Below are 15,641 nucleotides of genomic sequence, written 5' to 3'. Positions count from 1 at the left end.
ACGATAGCCCGATGGCGACAGTTCGTCAGGCCTGGGCAGCTAGAACACGCCGTTCCCAGGGAGTGATTTCATCAAAGAAACTGGTCAACTCCATGGTCTTCGAAGCGATGTAGCCTTCGATGAACTCCTTGCCAAACAGTTCCTTTGCAAGCTGGCTGCGCTTCAGACGTTCGAGCGCCGCGTGCAACGTGCACGGCAGCGAAAGATTGTCCGGCACTTCGAACTCACCCTGGATCGGCGCACTCGGTTCCAGCTCATGTTCAATACCGTGCAGACCGGCCGCCAGACTTGCGGCAATTGCCAGGTAAGGGTTGGCATCGGCGCCCGGCAAACGGTTCTCGACCCGACGTGCGACCGGCGAACTGGCCGGAATCCGCAGGCCAGCAGCGCGGTTATCGTGAGACCAGCAAGCGTTATTCGGCGACGCAAACGGATGGCACAGACGCTGGTAGGAATTGACGTTCGGCGCGAACAACGCAGTGAAGTCGGCCATGCCCGCCTGCTGCCCACCGATGAAGTGACGAAACATCGCGGTCGGCTGACCGTTCTCGTCGCTGAATACATTCTTGCCGCTGCCGATTTCGACGATGCTCTGGTGGATGTGCATCGAACTGCCCGGTGTGTGCGCCAGCGGCTTGGCCATGCAGACCACGGTCAGGCCATGCTTGAGCGCGACTTCCTTGAGCAGATGCTTGAACAGGAAGGTCTGGTCGGCCAGCAACAGCGGATCACCGTGCAGCAGGTTGATCTCGAACTGGCTGACGCCCATTTCGTGCATGAAGGTATCGCGTGGCAGACCCAGGGCCGCCATGCATTTGTAGACTTCACTGAAGAACGGTCGCAGACCGTTGTTGGAACTGACGCTGAACGCCGAGTGACCGTCCTCGCGACGACCGTCGAGACCGACTGGCGGCTGGAACGGCTGGGTCGGGTCAGTGTTGGGAGCGAACACAAAGAATTCGAGTTCAGTCGCCACCACCGGCGCCAGGCCGAGGGCTGCGTAGCGGGCAATGACTTTCTTGAGCTGACCACGGGTCGACAGGTTGGAGCTTTCGCCGGTCAGTTCGTCGGCATCACAGATGGCCAGCGCACGCGGCTCCTGGCTCCACGGCAAAGGATGGATTTGCGCAGGGTCGGCCACCAGCGCCAGATCGCCGTCATCGCTGCCGTAGAACCGCGCAGCGGGATAGCCCCCCATGATGCATTGCAGCAGCACCCCCCGGGCCATCTGCAAACGCCGCCCTTCGAGGAAACCCTCGGCGGTCATTACCTTGCCTCGTGGTACGCCGTTCAAATCCGGCGTGACACATTCAATCTCATCAATGCCCGTCAATCGCTGCGCGAGTGAACGCTGGCCATCGGTTGTCATGACGCAATCCTTGTTATTGTGCGAGCCGCGAACGGCGACCCGGACAAAATAGGCTTCAGCTGTTCGGAATATCAAGCAGCGGCCAACAAAAAGACTTCGAGTCGATGAATCCGTGATTCAGGGCAGGTAAATACTGAACACCCCGCCACCCAACGGCCCGCCATTGCGGATCTCGGTGCGGCCGCCAACACCGTTGCGCTGATGCAGCGCCGCGATGCGCCCGGCGAAGTACAGACCGAGGCCGGTACTGCCGCTGCTGTGATTGATGCCCTGCACATAATCGGCCTGACGCTCTAGCATCTCGGCCGGGTAACCATCGCCGTCGTCGTTGATGCTCAACACCAGTTGCCCGGCCTCGTCGCTGACGGTGATCAGCAGCGATTCACGGGCGTAGCGAATCGCATTGTTGATGCAATTGCCGAGCACCGAGGCGATCAGTTCACGGTCGAAGAAACCCAGGGGACTCAGCGGGTCGACTTCGTAAGTCGCAATGATTCCACGGCTGGCGAAAACCTCTTGATGAGCCGCCAGTTGCGCCTCGATGAAATCGTCCAGCTCGTGATACGCCGGCTGCAACGGCATCTGGTTGACCCCGAGCTTGTACAGCCCGAGCAACTGCACCAGCATGCCGTTGAGGTGAGCGAACTCGAAGTCGATCACACCCTGCTCCGGCACCTTGCGCTGATCCTCGGGCAGACGCGCCAGCCATTGGCTGTGGGCCTGCATCAGCATGGCCAGAGAGTTCTTCATGTCGTGCACGGTGGAGGCAATCACCGTGGAAAAATCCAGTGCCTGCTCGTCTTGGTTCATTCGCCAAACGCCTTGCTTTTCAGCTTCTGATAACGCGAATAACGCGCGTCGGTGTCGGGCATCATGCCCACCAGCTTCAGGCAGGCCCGACATTCTTCCAGCTCCGCCGACGGCACACTGGTGTCGGTGCCGTGCAGCAGCGACTGCGCCATGTTCAGCGCAATACTGATGTTCTTCGGTTGCATCTTCAGCGCCTTGCGGAACACCTCACGGGCCTCCACCAGGTTGCCGGTCTTGTACACGCGCACGCCCTGACGGTTGAGGTCGGCGGCCGCGTTACTGGAGCTGAGAATAGTCGGGTCGTCGGTAAGCTTGGCGATGTCTTTCATCACCGTCGGGTCATCGCCGTAGATTTCCGCGCAGCTCTTGAGCATCGACGTGCCCGCCTCGGCCTGGCCGAGCATCTGCAATTGCTTGGCGACCAGCAACGCCGCCTCGGGGCTCATGAACTGCTCCATGCCATCGAGACGCATCAGCGCCTGCTCGGTGAGCTTCTCGGCAGTCTCGGCGTCGTTGAGCAGCAGACTGGTGGCCTTCATCAGGCGCGCCCGAATCTGCAGGCCCGGGTCGGTCGGGTTCTCCTTGGCCACGGCACTGAGGGTGGTGTTGATCTCCAGTCGCGTGCGGGTATCGAGGCCTTTCTCACTGCCCTTGCTGATCAGCGCATGGGCCAGGCCGAGATTGCTCTCCGGGTCCTTGAAGCGCGACTGCGCGCCTTGGGACACGGCCTGACGGTAGGCCCGAGACGCCGTGTCGAAATCCTCGTTGGCCATTGCCAGCTTGCCGAGCAATGCCTGGCGGCGCACAGCCAGAGGCGACAGACGGATCGCCTCTTCCAGCACCTGTTGCGCGCCCTTGGTATCGCCTTCGGCCACCAGGACATCCGCCATGCCGTCGTACAGCGCCGGCATCATCGGGAACACTTTCAGGGCTTTTTCATACACGCCTTTGGCCTGGGCAATCTGACCGCGCTTGAACAGCAACTTGCCCAGACCGGCAAAGGCCCACGGCAGCGGCCGGTCGGCGATGATGCTGTCATACAGCCGCTCGAGCGCTTCGTTCTGATTCATGTCGCGCAAGGCATCGGCGCGGTAACGCAGGCACAGCGGCGAATAGCGGATGTCCTGCTTGCACAGGGCGATACAGGCGTTGAGCACCTCGACCGGTTTGCCACGGTCGAGGGCTTGCAGAATCGGCTTGAGCAGCGTCTTGCGCTGCTCCAGGCGTTCAAGACGCTGAGCCAGGCCGATGCGGTTGAACGGCTTGGTCAGGTAAGCGTCCGGCTCGTGCTCCAGGGCACTGAGCACCATCGCCTGACTGGTCTCGGCAGTGACCATCACAAACACCGCTTCGTGACTGATCAGCTTGTCCACCATCAGGTCTTCCAGTACCTGCTGGCCGTTTTTCTTGCCGTCACCGAGGTGGAAGTCCTGGAGGATGAAGTGATAGGACTTCTGCGCGCACATTTTCAGCGCCTGTTCACCGGTATCGGCGGTGTCCACGTCCTTGACGCCCAGCTCGCGCAACATCGAGCGTACGGAACTGCGGAAATCCGAGAAATCATCGACGATCAGAAAACTCTTTTGGTGATACGACAGCATCGAGGATTTCCAGGCAATTGAAGAGGATGGACCGGGGGCAAATTTCAGGCGCGCAGATGATAGCTGCCGGCCAAATGCTATCAAGCGATTTCGTGCGACTCTGAAGTCACCGAACGTGTTATCGGCCGGATCAACGGTTCTCTTGAAGCGGGGCTTCAAGATTCGTTGCACAGCGATTACCCTGCCCGCCTGCTCTCACCCTCCTACTTCAAGGTTTTCATCGTGTACATCAAAGGACGCTACATCGTGTCGGCCTGCGCACTGCTGTTTTTCCAGCAGGCACTGGCGAGCGGAATGGACTGCACAAAGGCTGTGAGTGTTGTGGAGAATGCGATTTGCGCGCAGAAGCCGCTGTATGAGCTGGATGTGCAGATGGGATCGGTTTATCGCAAGTTGATGAATGCGGCGCCGCAGACGCAGGCCGAACTGAAGAAGACCCAGCGTCGGTGGCTGAGCGAACGGAATGAGTGCGCTGACAATATCGACTGCCTGAGCCAGCACTATCGGGATCGCTTGCAGGTCTTGCATGCGCAGTGGATAGAGGCGGTTGCTTATAGACCCGACGACACTGATAAACAGGTCATGGAGGATCTGCAGCAGCGGGTTCGGGAGATGAGCAAGGAGAATCCAGAGTTTGCGCTGGAGCGGGTACTTGGCTCTCTCACCAGCGAAAAAGGCGAAACCTCATTCTCCGGCGATCCAAATGACGACCCTGCCGAGGATCAGACAGTCTTCCCCAAAAGCATTCCCAAGGGCGTCACCCAGGATGAATGGAAAGCGCTTAACGCTTCCGGCCTCGATGCTGATGCCGAGCAAGGTCAGGCGAATTACTCATTGATAGACCTGGACGGCGACGGTCAACGGGATCTGATCGTTTCAACCTACACCGGTGGTACCGGCCTCTTCAGCTTCTATGAAACCTTCCGTCGCGATGGAGAACGGTTCACCAGAAGGCTGGCTCCCTACGATCCAGACGCCAGCGCCGGCAGCTCGTTGTTCTCCACCAATGATCGAGGCGCCAACCAATCGGCAGCCTGGATCAAATCTCATGGAAGGATATATCTCGCCTATCGCAACGGGTCATACGGTGTCGATCAGATCTACCTGCTCAATCCCCTGAAGATCAACAGCCAAATACCAACAGTGACGGTTCGGTATGACTACAAGTTGATCGTGCCGAGTAATCAATTTTCCGAGGAAAGCAGTACCAGCTACGTACTGGAACCAGTCTTGCGAAAGACTCTAATGAAAGCCCTGACCCAATCGGGTGCTGGTAAACCTCAACAACCCAGCCAACACAAAGGCCCCCTCTGCCCCATTCCTGCATCGGGCTCGGGTGATGACGACTACTACAGTTACGGTGCAGGTTACTACGCAGTAGAAACCGTCATGGACTTGCCAGTCTTCATCGACAACGAGTGCTTCATCGCAAGGCTAAATAATTGGTTTGGGAGTTACAGCGAGAAAGACGGATTGCCCGCCTTGCTGACATTGCGCAAGCCTGGGTCTCAGGATCCCGAACGGGGCTTCTCAGTCAACGGCCGCCGACATTTCACGAACGTCACAACCTCGATTGGAAAAGCAGAGGGTGGAGCTGAAATTTTCTAGCCCTTCCTCCTGCAAGATTGAGAGATACAAAAAAGCCCCACCAGACAGCTCTGCGTGGGGCTTTGTACTTCAGGGCGTTTCTCAGACCTCCGACACCAACACATCGGCAATCCGGATACTCAATGCCGCACCTGTCAGCGTCGGGTTCACGCAGGAGGACGATGGCATGACGCTCGTGCCCGCAATGAACAGGTTCGAATGGTCGTGACTGCGGCAATCGCGGTCTACCACCGAGTCTTTCGGGTCATCGCCCATGATGGTGGTGCCCATGATGTGCTGACGGTTCTGGAAGCCCGTGTCCGTGCTGAGGATGTCGGCGTCGAGCAATTTCGCAAACTGTTTGAAGTCTTCCAGCGCCTTTTCTTTACCGGCGTGCCAGTAGTCGGGAACGCTGTAGTAGATCTCGGGAACCGGCAGACCGATGGCGTCGAACTTGGTCTTGCTCGGGGTGACTCGGTTTTCCGGCAGTGGCAGGGTCTCGAAGTCGACAGCCCAGTTAAGGGAGCGCGCCGATTGCAGCCGGATCTGCTCATCGAGCCGCGAACCCAGCACGCCTTTGGCAATCAGGTTCGAAGTGATTTGCGACGTCGGCACGGTGTTGCGAACTTTGATCTTGTAGCTTGGATAATCGTTGCGGAACGCACCATCGCGGCTGTTCAGATACACCAGCAATTGCGTCGGCCCCTCGCCCGGCCACATGTCTTCCTTGGTCATGACGTTCATGCTGATGCCGGTATGATCCATCAGGTTTCGCCCGACCTGATCCGAAGAGTTGGCAATCCCGTTCGGATACTTTTCCGAGGTCGACATCAACAGCAACTTCGGCGACTCGATACCGTAAGCCGCCAGCACAAAGGCGCGCGCAGTCAATTTGTGTTTGGTCTTGTCGGGGCGCATGTACCAGATCGCGGTGATCTTGCCGTCATCGCCCGCCTCAATCTTGTAGACCACGGAGTTGTCCAACACCTTGGCGCCATGACGCTCGGCTTCATCGATATGCATCGAACCGTCATACTTGGCAGCGATCGGGCACACCGGGTTGCAGTTGTTGTTGCCGGCGCAGGGAGGCCGTTTGCCATAGGGGCGGGTTGCTCGACCGTTCGGCTCGAGGATCGGGTTATACCCGCCCTTGCTGAGCATTTCCGAAAGGCGCTTGAACATGTAGCTTGGTTTCAGGCCTTCCATCGGATAGGGAATCGAGCGCGGCGGATACGCGTCGCCGCCCTGCCCGCTTTCGTCCTGGCCGTCGACACCGGAAACCCCCAGTTCGATTTCAGCCCGAGCGTAATACGGTTCCAGTTCGTCATAACTGATCGGCCAGTCACGGCCACGGCCATACAACGACTTGAGGCGAAAATCATTAGGCAACATGCGCCACAACGAAGAACCGAAATGCCAGGTGGTGCCACCCACCACACGCAGATAAGAGGTGTTGTATTTCACCGGCCCTACTTGCTGCAAATAGTCGCCATAAGTAGAGGGCGCGTGGGGCATGCTCGGATAAGGCGATCCGGCGCCCTGCAGCTTGGCATTGGCCAGCGAGAGTTTCACCGGAGCATTGCGGAACGTTTCCACCACATCACGGCGATTCACACGGGGACCTGCCTCGAGCACGATCACCGACTTGTTCGCCTTGGCCAGGCCCGTGGCGATCAGACCGCCCATGACACCGGAACCGATGATCACCACATCGGCATCGAATTGATCGCTGCTCATACTGTCGAGTCCTGAATGACTGCTGGTTTGGGACCCCATGAATCCGGGCCGCCACCGTAGGTTGGAATGATGAGAATGCCGTGAGTGGGCTGATACATCATGGCGAGGGAATAGCTGATCAGCTCGGCATCCGCCGGCTCACCGACAATGCCCAGATACCAGGCGGAAATGATGCTGGTGGCCGTGGCCCGCAGCGATGGATCCGGATTCGGCTGCGCGAGATATTCATCGACATGCCGGTACCCCTGCGCGCCGATCAATTGTTTCAGGGCAATCACGTTGGTCGAGAAATTAGGCGCGCGCTTGTCCAGCGCGGCGTAGTAACGACCGGCCAGAACCGGATTGACCGCACGACTGACCAGAAACTGCGACAGCACAATGAAATCGTCGCTCGATACCTGGGCTGCCAGCACCGACTGCCAAGGCATCGCACTGCCGATCATCGCCGCCAGCCCCAGCGTCACGGAACCACGCAACAGGTTGCGACGAGTGAGCCCAGTCGAGCCTTCGGTTTGAGTTTTTACGTGTTTGTGCGTCATTGAAGTGTCCATTGCTCAGGCCTCCTTGCGCCGACGTGCAATCAAGACCCATGCGCCCAGGCCGATCAGCAAGCACACGAGAATGAGGGCCGGGGTCGTAAACTTCGCCATCACTGCCAGCGGTGCCTTGGGGCCACCGTCCCGTACCTGCGCCACATCGGCGGCGGTAACAACCGTGCCGGCATTGCCGTAGCGCGACAGCACGTAGTTGCTGACGTCGGCAATCTGCTGATCGGTCAGGCGATCGGTGAACAACGCCTCCGGGCCAAACGCCGGCATGTCGATGGCCACACCGTCGACTTCGCGATGCACGCCGTAAACGATGGCCGCGATCAGGTTGTCGCTGCGACTGGTGGCGGTGTTGTGAAAGAGTGATGGATATTCCCGGGTGCCCTGACCGTTTGGCTGATGGCAGTTGGCGCAAGTGCCGCTGAAAACATGCCAGCCCGGGTTGTCCCCCGGTTTGCCTCCGCGCAGCGTCAATTCATCGACCGAAGCCTGACCGTACTCGTGGCGGGCTTTGGTTTCCCCGGACTTGATCGGCGCCGTCTGCAGCAGGTAGGCCGCGATGGCCTTGAGATCCACATCGCTCAGATGCTGCAGACTGTTCTCCACCGCCTCGGCCATCGGCCCCGCTGCCTGGGCCTTACCCTCGATGTGCCCGGTACGCAGATAGGCCACGATCTCGTCGCTCGACCAAGCACCGATGCCGCTGACTTTGTCGGAAGTGATATTGGGGGCATACCAACTGCCCAGCGATCCGCCGGCCAACGGTTTTGCGCTGTCGGCCGCCATCAGGACGTTGCGTGGAGTGTGGCAGGTGTCGCAGTGAGCCAGGCCGTTGACCAGATAGTCGCCACGGTTGACCTCGGCGGACTTGGCCGGATCCGGTGTGAAGCGTGCTTTGCTTTGAAACAGCGCGTTCCAGCCAATCATCGATGCACGGATATTGAACGGGAAATCCAGAGCGGTTTTCTGGTTCGGCGTATCGACCGGCGACACTTCGTGCATGAAGTAGTCGTAGAGCGCAGCAATGTCGCTGTCGGTCATTTTCGAATAAGAGGTGTAGGGCATCGCCGGGTACAGTCGAGTGCCGTCGGCCGCCACCCCGTCACGCACCGCGCGGGCGAATTGCTCTGAGGTGTAATTGCCGATACCCGCCGTTTTCGAAGGCGTGATGTTGGTCGAGTAAATGGTGCCCATCGGCGAACTGAGCGGATAGCCGCCCGCAAAAGCCTTGCCGCCTGGCGCCGTATGGCAAGCCACACAGTCAGCCGCTACCGCCAGACGCTTGCCCACCGACGCTGTGTTGTCGAGCGCCTCACTATGCGCAACTCCGGCTGTGGTGATCAACAGCGTGACCAATCCGGCAAAGGCGTACCCCCTGCGTTTCCCTTTATCAATGCGACGCGACATGAGTCCTACCCTAGGCTGCTTCGTTCTTTTTTTTCACGGTTCTGGAAATCACGAACACGGCATCCTCGTCATCTCGGAAACCAAGGACGAAGAGATACGATGTCGTATGTATTTTTCTGGAATATTTCACACAATGTAACACTTGGCAATAAACAGAAAAGGCCAAGCGCTATCTTTTGTACGTATGTGCTGAGTGCTCTAATCCAATGGTTACAAGGGAATTGATGCGGAATATATTTAGATAAGAAACAACTGGTAACCCTCCAGTTGTGGACTCAGCAGCCGAAAGATGTACGACGACACGTCATTTTCTTACGAACTGCACTCGATATTGTCCCGACCCCACATGTCAGCAGGATGCCCTTTATGAGTTGGTTGAATGACGCAAGACTTTCCACGAAATTGATCACGGCCTTCGCCACGTGCGCCTTCATCACCCTGGGGGTGGGCCTGCTGGGAAGCCGGGGAGTGACCGAGCTCTCGACCAGCCTCAGATCGGTGTTCGGCAACAACCTCGTCGCCGTCGCCAACATCGCCCAGACCAAAATCAAAGCCGTTGGACAGACCCGTGACATGTATCGGCTTTACGTCGCCACAGCCGCCAACCTGCCCCAGAGCACAAAAGACGAATTCCTCGCCTCGATGAGCGCCAACCAGTTGGCGAGCGAAAAAGCCTTTGCCGAATACCGTAAAACCGAGCTCGCCGACGACGAACGAGCAGCGGGCGACCGGATGGAAAAAGCCTGGCCCGTTTATCAGGCAATCGTGCAAAGGTATCTGGCCCTGATGAAGGCCGGCGATCTGGAGAGCGGCCGCGAATTGCTGCTCGGCGACCTGCAGAAAAACTACCGCGTCGTCATGGACGAATTGACCATCATGACCAACTCCAACGACATGCAAGTCAGCGAAGCGGCAAAGCAATCGGTTCTGACGGAGTCTTCCGCCAAGACGTCGCTGTACATCGGCATCGTGCTGGCCTTTGTCGCTGCGATCTTGCTCGGCCTGTTCATCAGCCGACTAATCAGCCGCCCTATTTCCAAAGCCGTTGAAAGCGCCCGAAGCATCGCCGGGGGCGACCTGACTCAGCAGATCGTCAGCACCGGCCGCGACGAAGCAGGCCAACTGCTCACGGCTCTGGCCGAGATGCAGGGCAGTCTGAAAGGCACTATTCAGCAGATCGCCAGCGCAGCAGACCAACTGGCTTCAGCTGCCGAGGAACTCACTGCCGTCACCGACAATGGAAGCCGTGGACTGATTCGCCAGAACGATGAGATCCAGCAGGCAGCGACCGCTGTCACGGAAATGACCTCCGCCGTGGAGGAAGTCGCGCGCAACGCCGTGTCCACCTCCGAGGCCTCCCAAGCCACCAGCCGGGAAGCCAGCAACGGCCGCGATCAGGCGCGAAACGCCGTAGCAGCTATCAACCATGCAACAACGGAAATCGCCACCTCCACCACCATGGTCAAAGACCTGGCGGAGAAAGTACGGGACATCGGCAAGGTTCTGGATGTCATCAGGGGGATTGCAGAGCAAACCAATCTGTTGGCACTCAACGCTGCCATCGAGGCTGCACGCGCCGGTGAGCAAGGTCGAGGTTTTGCCGTCGTTGCCGACGAGGTAAGAGCCCTGGCGGCAAGAACCCAGGCTTCGACGGGGGAAATCGAAGGCATGATCAACGACGTTCGCAACAGCGCAGACGAAGCCGTTGGCGCCATGGGAAAAAGCCAGACGCTGGTCAGCGAAACCCAGGCGCTGGCGCAAGCGACCGGCCAGGCCCTGGAGTTAATTGCCGACGGCATCTCGCAGATCAATGACCGCAACCTCGTCATCGCGACGGCCTCGGAGGAACAGGCACATGTTGCCCGTGAAGTGGACCGAAATCTGGTGAACATCCAGGACCTCTCCACCCAAACAGCGGCAGGCGCGCACCAGACCAGCGCCTCGACCCAGGAACTGTCCAACCTGGCGGCGTCGTTCAACACCATGGTCAGTCGCTTCCGCTTATAAAATCGCGAAAATAAAAAGCCCCGCCAGATCACTCTGCGCGGGGCTTTTGAATATGTGGTGTCCCAGGGCAGGTTCGAACTGCCAACCTTCCCCTTAGGAGGGGGATGCTCTATCCAATTGAGCTACTGAGACACAGGACTGTCGGTGCGACAGACGGCGTGCATGTTAACGGCCAGGCCCTGATTTGTCATGTCGTCCGCAGGGCTTTTTAAGTGTAGGCAGGCGCCCTGCAATGCGGTCGGACGTTTTCTCGTGCAATTTGCATCACCGCAAAAAGCCATCATTGCAGAATGCAATCCAGGTCTTTCTAAAAACCCTTTTAAATGCTTGTTTTTAAAGGACTTCTCAGCGGTTAGACTATTGGCACGGCGGCTGCTTCTGCAGTTCTTATACAAAGAACAACTGGAGACCCGTTCCATGACCCGCGCCCTCTTGCTTGCCAACGCAATCGCCCTGACGGTTCTGGTGGGGTTTCAATTTGTTCCCCGGCACAGTGAGGCGGTGGCCCAGCGCATGCCGCATTACCTGCAAGTGCAGAAGGCGCCGCAATGGGCGGTATTGAACGATCAGCGCGGCGTAGTTGCGCAAGACGTCAGCGAGTCAGATCAGGCACAGACGACACAGATGTCCGAACGCTTGGTGTTTTGAATCATTTTCGGAGTACAGCATGTCCAAATCCGCCCTGGGGTTGTTGATCCTCGCTTTTTTGAGCGGCGTTCTGCATTTCTCGCTGTTCGAAGAGACGGAAATCTCTTTGCCCCTGATTGGCTGCGGCGTTTTCGCTGTCCTGTTTGCGCTGGCCCTGGTGGCCGGGCGCAAGATCAAGTTTGATCCTGTACTGCGTTGAGCGTGATTACTTCCAGCAAGTGACTGACGGCATCAGCCAGGTCGCCCGAGTTATCGATCAGATACACCGGCCTGTCGGTTGAACGCCTTTCCTTGAACAGCGCGTTGCGGGCAAGCCTTGCATCGATCTGCTCAAGTGTCTCCCGACCACGCCGGAGCAAGCGCTCGCGCAAGACATCATCCCGAACCGTCAGCAACACAGGCACCAGTGTCGGATAGGCTTCCAGCGCTTGCCACAGGTCTGCACGCGAGCCATTTACCAACACATGCTTCCCGTCTCTCAGCCACTGGTCGATTTCCACCGGAATCCCGTAAGAAAGGCCGTTGGCTTGCCACGCCAGAGCAAAATCGCCAGCATGCTGGCGTCGCTTGAACTCCTGCGGCGTCACACCGATCGCATCCTCACCCACCGATTCAGCCGAACGCGTGATCACTCGACGTATCACCTCGCAGTTCAACGCACGCAAAGGGGCACGCGCAGCCTCGATCAGACTGTCCTTGCCGGAGCCGGATGGCCCCATGAGATAAATCAGTCTGCCATCCATCCTGAAAACGCCCTCCGGCGGGCATTTGCCCCTAGTAAATCGGCCATTTGCCACTATCCTGTACAAGGTAAGGAACAAGGATTCTAGCCGCATAGCATGCACGGTCTGACGTCTTCGGGCATCCGTTCGTGCGCTTCAGGAAGCGGTCAGCGATACGGGCCGACGCATTCTTTTCAAACCAGTCCGCATTTCTGATAATTGGTGCTGGCATTACGCCTTTACCCGGATCAATATTTGTCACAGAATTGACGCCAATGATCTGGCAATTTTGAGGCATGATGCGAGCCTCTTAACAATTCAGGTTGAACCATTTGGCGCGGATGCATGTCCTACAACTCATCCTGCGGCCAATCCCGAGAACCGCTCCCCTGAACTAACCGGTTAAATATATGCGCCCATTGAAACAGGCAATTTATTCCAGCCGTACGGCTGACAAGTTCGTCGTACGTCTGCCAGACGGAATGCGTGAACGCATTGCCGAGGTGGCTCGCAATCATCATCGCAGCATGAACTCCGAGATCATTGCGCGCCTTGAGCAGAGTCTTATTCAGGAAGGTGCACTGGGCGAAGAGCTGAGCATGCGCCTGGACAGCCCCGAGCTGTCGCTGCACGAACGCGAACTTCTGCAACGCTTCCGCCAACTCTCCCACCGCCAGCAGAACGCACTGGTGTCTCTGATCGCCCACGACGCCGAAATGGCCGCAGACGCATCCTGAGTCAAACCGAACATCTCAAGCCAGCATGAGTGCTGGCTTTTTTTTGCCCGCAATTCGGGTTTTTCAGGGACGAAAAAAAGCCCGCCAATCGGCGGGCTGTTTCGAGACGGACAATCAGAGCAGGAATATCGTCGCCAATCCCAGGAAGATGAAGAAGCCACCACTGTCGGTCATGGCCGTGATCATTACGCTGGCACCCATGGCCGGGTCGCGCCCCATTTTGGCGAGGGTCATCGGGATCAATACGCCCATCAGCGCCGCCAGCAGCAGGTTCAGCGTCATGGCGGCGGTCATGACCACACCCAGCGACCAGCTGCCGTAGAGCAAGTAAGCCACCACACCGATCACACCACCCCAGACCAGGCCGTTGATCAACGCAACAGCGAGCTCCTTGCGCATCAGACGCGAAGTATTACCTGTGCTGACCTGATCGAGCGCCATGGCACGAACGATCATGGTGATCGTCTGATTGCCGGAGTTACCGCCAATGCCCGCCACAATCGGCATCAGAGCCGCAAGCGCCACCAGCTTCTCGATCGACCCCTCGAACAGACCGATCACCCGCGAAGCGACGAATGCCGTGATCAGGTTGATCGCCAGCCACGCCCAACGGTTGCGCAGGGATTTCCAGACCGAAGCGAAAATGTCTTCCTCTTCACGCAGACCCGCCATGTTGAGGACTTCGCTTTCGCTCTCCTCACGAATCAGGTCGACCATTTCGTCGATGGTCAGACGGCCGATCAGCTTGCCGTTCTTGTCGACCACCGGGGCCGAGATCAAGTCGTAACGCTCGAACGCCTGAGCGGCGTCGTAGGCATCTTCGTCCGGGTGGAAACTCACCGGATCGCTGGCCATCACTTCGGAAACCTGCTTCTCCGGGTCGTTGACCAACAAGCGCTTGATCGGCAGCACACCCTTGAGCACGCCGTCGTAATCGACCACGAACAGCTTGTCGGTATGGCCCGGCAGTTCCTTGAGGCGACGCAGGTAACGCAGAACCACTTCGAGACTGACGTCTTCACGGATGGTCACCATCTCGAAGTCCATCAGCGCACCGACCTGCTCCTCGTCGTAGGAGAGAGCCGAACGCACGCGCTCGCGTTGCTGCTGGTCCAGGGTCTCCATCAGCTCATGGACGACGTCTCGCGGCAGCTCGGAGGCCAGGTCAGCAAGTTCGTCGGCATCCATGTCCTTGGCAGCAGCCAGGAGCTCGTGATCGTCCATGTCGGCGATCAGCGTTTCACGGACCGAGTCGGATACTTCGAGAAGAATGTCGCCGTCGCGATCAGCCTTGACCAACTGCCAGAGCGTCAGACGATCGTCCAGCGGCAGGGCTTCAAGAATGTAGGCAACGTCGGCGGAGTGCAGATCATCGAGCTTGCGTTGCAGCTCGACGAGGTTTTGCCGGTGGACCAGGTTCTCGACCCGGTCATGATGTGCGCCTTCCTGGCGATGAGTCAGGTCTTCGACGACCCGTTGGCGCTGCAGTAGCTCAACTACTTGAGCCAGGCGATCCTGCAGGCTTTCCTGTGTTTTCTTTACTTCGATTTCGGACATAGGCGAACTCCACTCCCAGCAGCGGGGCACGCCGGAAGGATCAATCAGTCAATTCATGATTGGTAAAACGGGGTACTGAGTAACTACTGGGTAAGTCCATGGAGGTTTTCCATAAGCCCCGGCGGGGCTGACGGGCGCAATGATACACCGCCTGACGGTTTTAAACGTTAAAAATCTAGGCTGAAACAAGCGCTTGCGAGACAAAGCTGAGCGCTGTCCTGACTCTTCAGACTGCGACGACTCATCCTGAAAAGAAAACACACCAGCGGTGAAAAAACTGCCGGCTACGCTTTAAAAAGATCGTCATGGAGGACGCCGAATGCCATCGAAAACATCCCGATTCATGCTGACCACCCTGCTCTGCCTCCCACCCACAGGGAACGCAACGACACTTCATCGCTGTGAAGCCGCTGACGGCAGCCTCACATTCACGACATTGAGCTGCGCGAACGATGAGCATCTTTCACTTCAGGAAGTACACCCCTACTCACCTGGCTCAACAGTGGCACTGATACCCGAAGCCCGGCATGAAGAAATATCCGGTATGAATATCAGAAAACGAGAAATGGCCGTCGTCGGGCGCACCCAAGACAAATGCGGAGATCTGATCGACGCGCGACAGAAGCGCGAGGCAATCATCAATCAACGAATCATCGCCGGCATGAGCCAACAAGATGTTGAAAGCGCCCTGGGCAAACCCGACAAGGTCAGCATTCGCAATTCGGCAACGAGCTATCGTTACGACCTCAAGCGAGGTCGCAGTGCTCAAGTCGATTTTGATGAGAAAGGATGCGTGACGGGAAAAGCCAAATCCCGGACAGCAAAAAGCCCGCGTTAAACGCGGGCTTTCTGGTATATGGTGCACTCGACAGGATTCGAACCTGTGACCGCTCGGTTCGTAGCCGAGTACT

14 protein-coding genes, 1 tRNA gene and 1 pseudogene are annotated in these 15,641 nt (G+C 58.0%); 7 read left to right on the top strand and 9 right to left on the bottom strand.

What is annotated here, in order from left to right; genetic code table 11:
• Positions 1-25: 25 nt before the first annotated feature.
• From ACW9HX_RS24040 to ACW9HX_RS24030, 3 genes are all read right to left on the bottom strand, one after another.
• A complete protein-coding gene (locus tag ACW9HX_RS24040) occupies positions 26-1,267 on the bottom strand; it encodes a glutamine synthetase family protein (RefSeq protein ID WP_170931624.1) in 1,242 nt (413 codons plus the stop codon).
• Between the two features lie 219 nt (positions 1,268-1,486).
• Complete coding sequence (locus ACW9HX_RS24035; RefSeq protein WP_457382507.1) at positions 1,487-2,179, bottom strand: sensor histidine kinase; 693 nt, start codon at positions 2,177-2,179, stop codon at positions 1,487-1,489.
• Positions 2,176-3,780, bottom strand: a complete 1,605-nt coding sequence (locus ACW9HX_RS24030; protein WP_085730389.1) for a tetratricopeptide repeat-containing response regulator — start codon at positions 3,778-3,780, stop codon at positions 2,176-2,178. Before ACW9HX_RS24030 ends, ACW9HX_RS24035 begins: the two co-directional genes overlap by 4 nt.
• 222 nt (positions 3,781-4,002) lie before the next feature.
• Between ACW9HX_RS24030 and ACW9HX_RS24025 the strand changes: the two genes are divergently transcribed.
• Entirely contained in the window at positions 4,003-5,388 is a 1,386-nt protein-coding gene (locus tag ACW9HX_RS24025; protein ID WP_457382506.1) for a lysozyme inhibitor LprI family protein, read from the top strand.
• Between the two features lie 81 nt (positions 5,389-5,469).
• On the opposite strand, the gene ACW9HX_RS24020 is transcribed toward ACW9HX_RS24025, so the two are convergent.
• Genes ACW9HX_RS24020 through ACW9HX_RS24010 form a run of 3 tightly spaced genes read right to left on the bottom strand, consistent with a single transcriptional unit; the run spans position 5,470 to position 9,059 of the window.
• Positions 5,470-7,104 carry a GMC family oxidoreductase gene (locus ACW9HX_RS24020; RefSeq protein WP_457382505.1) on the bottom strand — a complete coding sequence of 545 codons (1,635 nt, stop codon included), beginning with the start codon at positions 7,102-7,104 and terminating at the stop codon, positions 5,470-5,472.
• A complete protein-coding gene (locus ACW9HX_RS24015) occupies positions 7,101-7,655 on the bottom strand; it encodes a sugar dehydrogenase complex small subunit (protein WP_457382504.1) in 555 nt (184 codons plus the stop codon). Before ACW9HX_RS24015 ends, ACW9HX_RS24020 begins: the two co-directional genes overlap by 4 nt.
• 3 nt (positions 7,656-7,658) lie before the next feature.
• On the bottom strand, positions 7,659-9,059 hold the full coding sequence (locus tag ACW9HX_RS24010; RefSeq protein WP_457382503.1) for a cytochrome c: 1,401 nt from the start codon (positions 9,057-9,059) through the stop codon (positions 7,659-7,661).
• Between the two features lie 357 nt (positions 9,060-9,416).
• On the opposite strand from ACW9HX_RS24010, the pseudogene ACW9HX_RS24005 reads away from it, so the two are divergent.
• Positions 9,417-10,208 (top strand): annotated as a pseudogene (locus tag ACW9HX_RS24005) (MCP four helix bundle domain-containing protein); the annotation flags it as partial.
• Positions 10,203-11,066, top strand: coding sequence for a methyl-accepting chemotaxis protein (locus tag ACW9HX_RS24000; protein WP_457382521.1), 864 nt, complete (start codon positions 10,203-10,205; stop codon positions 11,064-11,066). The pseudogene ACW9HX_RS24005 and the gene ACW9HX_RS24000, both read left to right, overlap by 6 nt.
• Before the next feature lie 55 nt (positions 11,067-11,121).
• Here the strand turns inward: ACW9HX_RS24000 and ACW9HX_RS23995 are convergent.
• A tRNA-Arg gene (locus tag ACW9HX_RS23995) sits at positions 11,122-11,198 on the bottom strand.
• A 285-nt stretch (positions 11,199-11,483) separates the two neighbouring features.
• Here ACW9HX_RS23995 and ACW9HX_RS23990 point away from each other — a divergent pair.
• Together ACW9HX_RS23990 and ACW9HX_RS23985 are read left to right on the top strand one after the other, a co-directional pair.
• Positions 11,484-11,714, top strand: coding sequence for a hypothetical protein (locus ACW9HX_RS23990; protein ID WP_457382502.1), 231 nt, complete (start codon positions 11,484-11,486; stop codon positions 11,712-11,714).
• A 19-nt stretch (positions 11,715-11,733) separates the two neighbouring features.
• A complete protein-coding gene (locus ACW9HX_RS23985; protein ID WP_249482435.1) occupies positions 11,734-11,913 on the top strand; it encodes a PA3371 family protein in 180 nt (59 codons plus the stop codon).
• On the opposite strand, the gene phnN is transcribed toward ACW9HX_RS23985, so the two are convergent.
• Complete coding sequence (gene phnN / locus ACW9HX_RS23980) at positions 11,888-12,457, bottom strand: phosphonate metabolism protein/1,5-bisphosphokinase (PRPP-forming) PhnN (RefSeq protein WP_457382501.1); 570 nt, start codon at positions 12,455-12,457, stop codon at positions 11,888-11,890. The genes ACW9HX_RS23985 and phnN overlap by 26 nt on opposite strands.
• Positions 12,458-12,846: 389 nt before the next feature.
• Here phnN and ACW9HX_RS23975 point away from each other — a divergent pair, with 389 nt between their 5' ends.
• A complete protein-coding gene (locus tag ACW9HX_RS23975) occupies positions 12,847-13,173 on the top strand; it encodes an Arc family DNA-binding protein (protein ID WP_003178899.1) in 327 nt (108 codons plus the stop codon).
• Positions 13,174-13,287: 114 nt separating this feature from the next.
• Here ACW9HX_RS23975 and mgtE read toward each other — a convergent pair whose 3' ends face one another.
• The gene (gene mgtE, locus ACW9HX_RS23970) at positions 13,288-14,730 is read right to left on the bottom strand and encodes a magnesium transporter (protein ID WP_085730362.1); all 1,443 of its coding nucleotides are present in this window, start codon (positions 14,728-14,730) and stop codon (positions 13,288-13,290) included.
• 319 nt (positions 14,731-15,049) lie between these two features.
• Between mgtE and ACW9HX_RS23965 the strand changes: the two genes are divergently transcribed.
• The gene (locus ACW9HX_RS23965; RefSeq protein WP_457382500.1) at positions 15,050-15,568 is read left to right on the top strand and encodes a cell envelope protein SmpA; all 519 of its coding nucleotides are present in this window, start codon (positions 15,050-15,052) and stop codon (positions 15,566-15,568) included.
• Positions 15,569-15,641: the final 73 nt, after the last annotated feature.

This window comes from Pseudomonas sp. SDO52101_S400, from assembly GCF_054071635.1.
The sequence above is the reverse complement of the archived record's forward strand: the minus strand, read 5'-3'. Positions and strand labels throughout refer to the sequence as shown.

Excerpts from the sequence above, each read along its gene's own strand:
- ACW9HX_RS24040 (WP_170931624.1), bottom strand. The coding sequence starts at position 1,267 with ATGACCGCCGAGGGTTTCCTCGAAGGGCGGCGTTTGCAGATGGCCCGG.
- ACW9HX_RS24035 (WP_457382507.1), bottom strand. The coding sequence starts at position 2,179 with ATGAACCAAGACGAGCAGGCACTGGATTTTTCCACGGTGATTGCCTCC.
- ACW9HX_RS24030 (WP_085730389.1), bottom strand. The coding sequence starts at position 3,780 with ATGCTGTCGTATCACCAAAAGAGTTTTCTGATCGTCGATGATTTCTCG.
- ACW9HX_RS24020 (WP_457382505.1), bottom strand. The coding sequence starts at position 7,104 with ATGAGCAGCGATCAATTCGATGCCGATGTGGTGATCATCGGTTCCGGT.
- ACW9HX_RS24015 (WP_457382504.1), bottom strand. The coding sequence starts at position 7,655 with ATGGACACTTCAATGACGCACAAACACGTAAAAACTCAAACCGAAGGC.
- ACW9HX_RS24010 (WP_457382503.1), bottom strand. The coding sequence starts at position 9,059 with ATGTCGCGTCGCATTGATAAAGGGAAACGCAGGGGGTACGCCTTTGCC.
- ACW9HX_RS24000 (WP_457382521.1), top strand. The coding sequence starts at position 10,203 with ATGCAGGGCAGTCTGAAAGGCACTATTCAGCAGATCGCCAGCGCAGCA.
- ACW9HX_RS23990 (WP_457382502.1), top strand. The coding sequence starts at position 11,484 with ATGACCCGCGCCCTCTTGCTTGCCAACGCAATCGCCCTGACGGTTCTG.
- ACW9HX_RS23985 (WP_249482435.1), top strand. The coding sequence starts at position 11,734 with ATGTCCAAATCCGCCCTGGGGTTGTTGATCCTCGCTTTTTTGAGCGGC.
- phnN (WP_457382501.1), bottom strand. The coding sequence starts at position 12,457 with ATGGATGGCAGACTGATTTATCTCATGGGGCCATCCGGCTCCGGCAAG.
- ACW9HX_RS23975 (WP_003178899.1), top strand. The coding sequence starts at position 12,847 with ATGCGCCCATTGAAACAGGCAATTTATTCCAGCCGTACGGCTGACAAG.
- mgtE (WP_085730362.1), bottom strand. The coding sequence starts at position 14,730 with ATGTCCGAAATCGAAGTAAAGAAAACACAGGAAAGCCTGCAGGATCGC.
- ACW9HX_RS23965 (WP_457382500.1), top strand. The coding sequence starts at position 15,050 with ATGCCATCGAAAACATCCCGATTCATGCTGACCACCCTGCTCTGCCTC.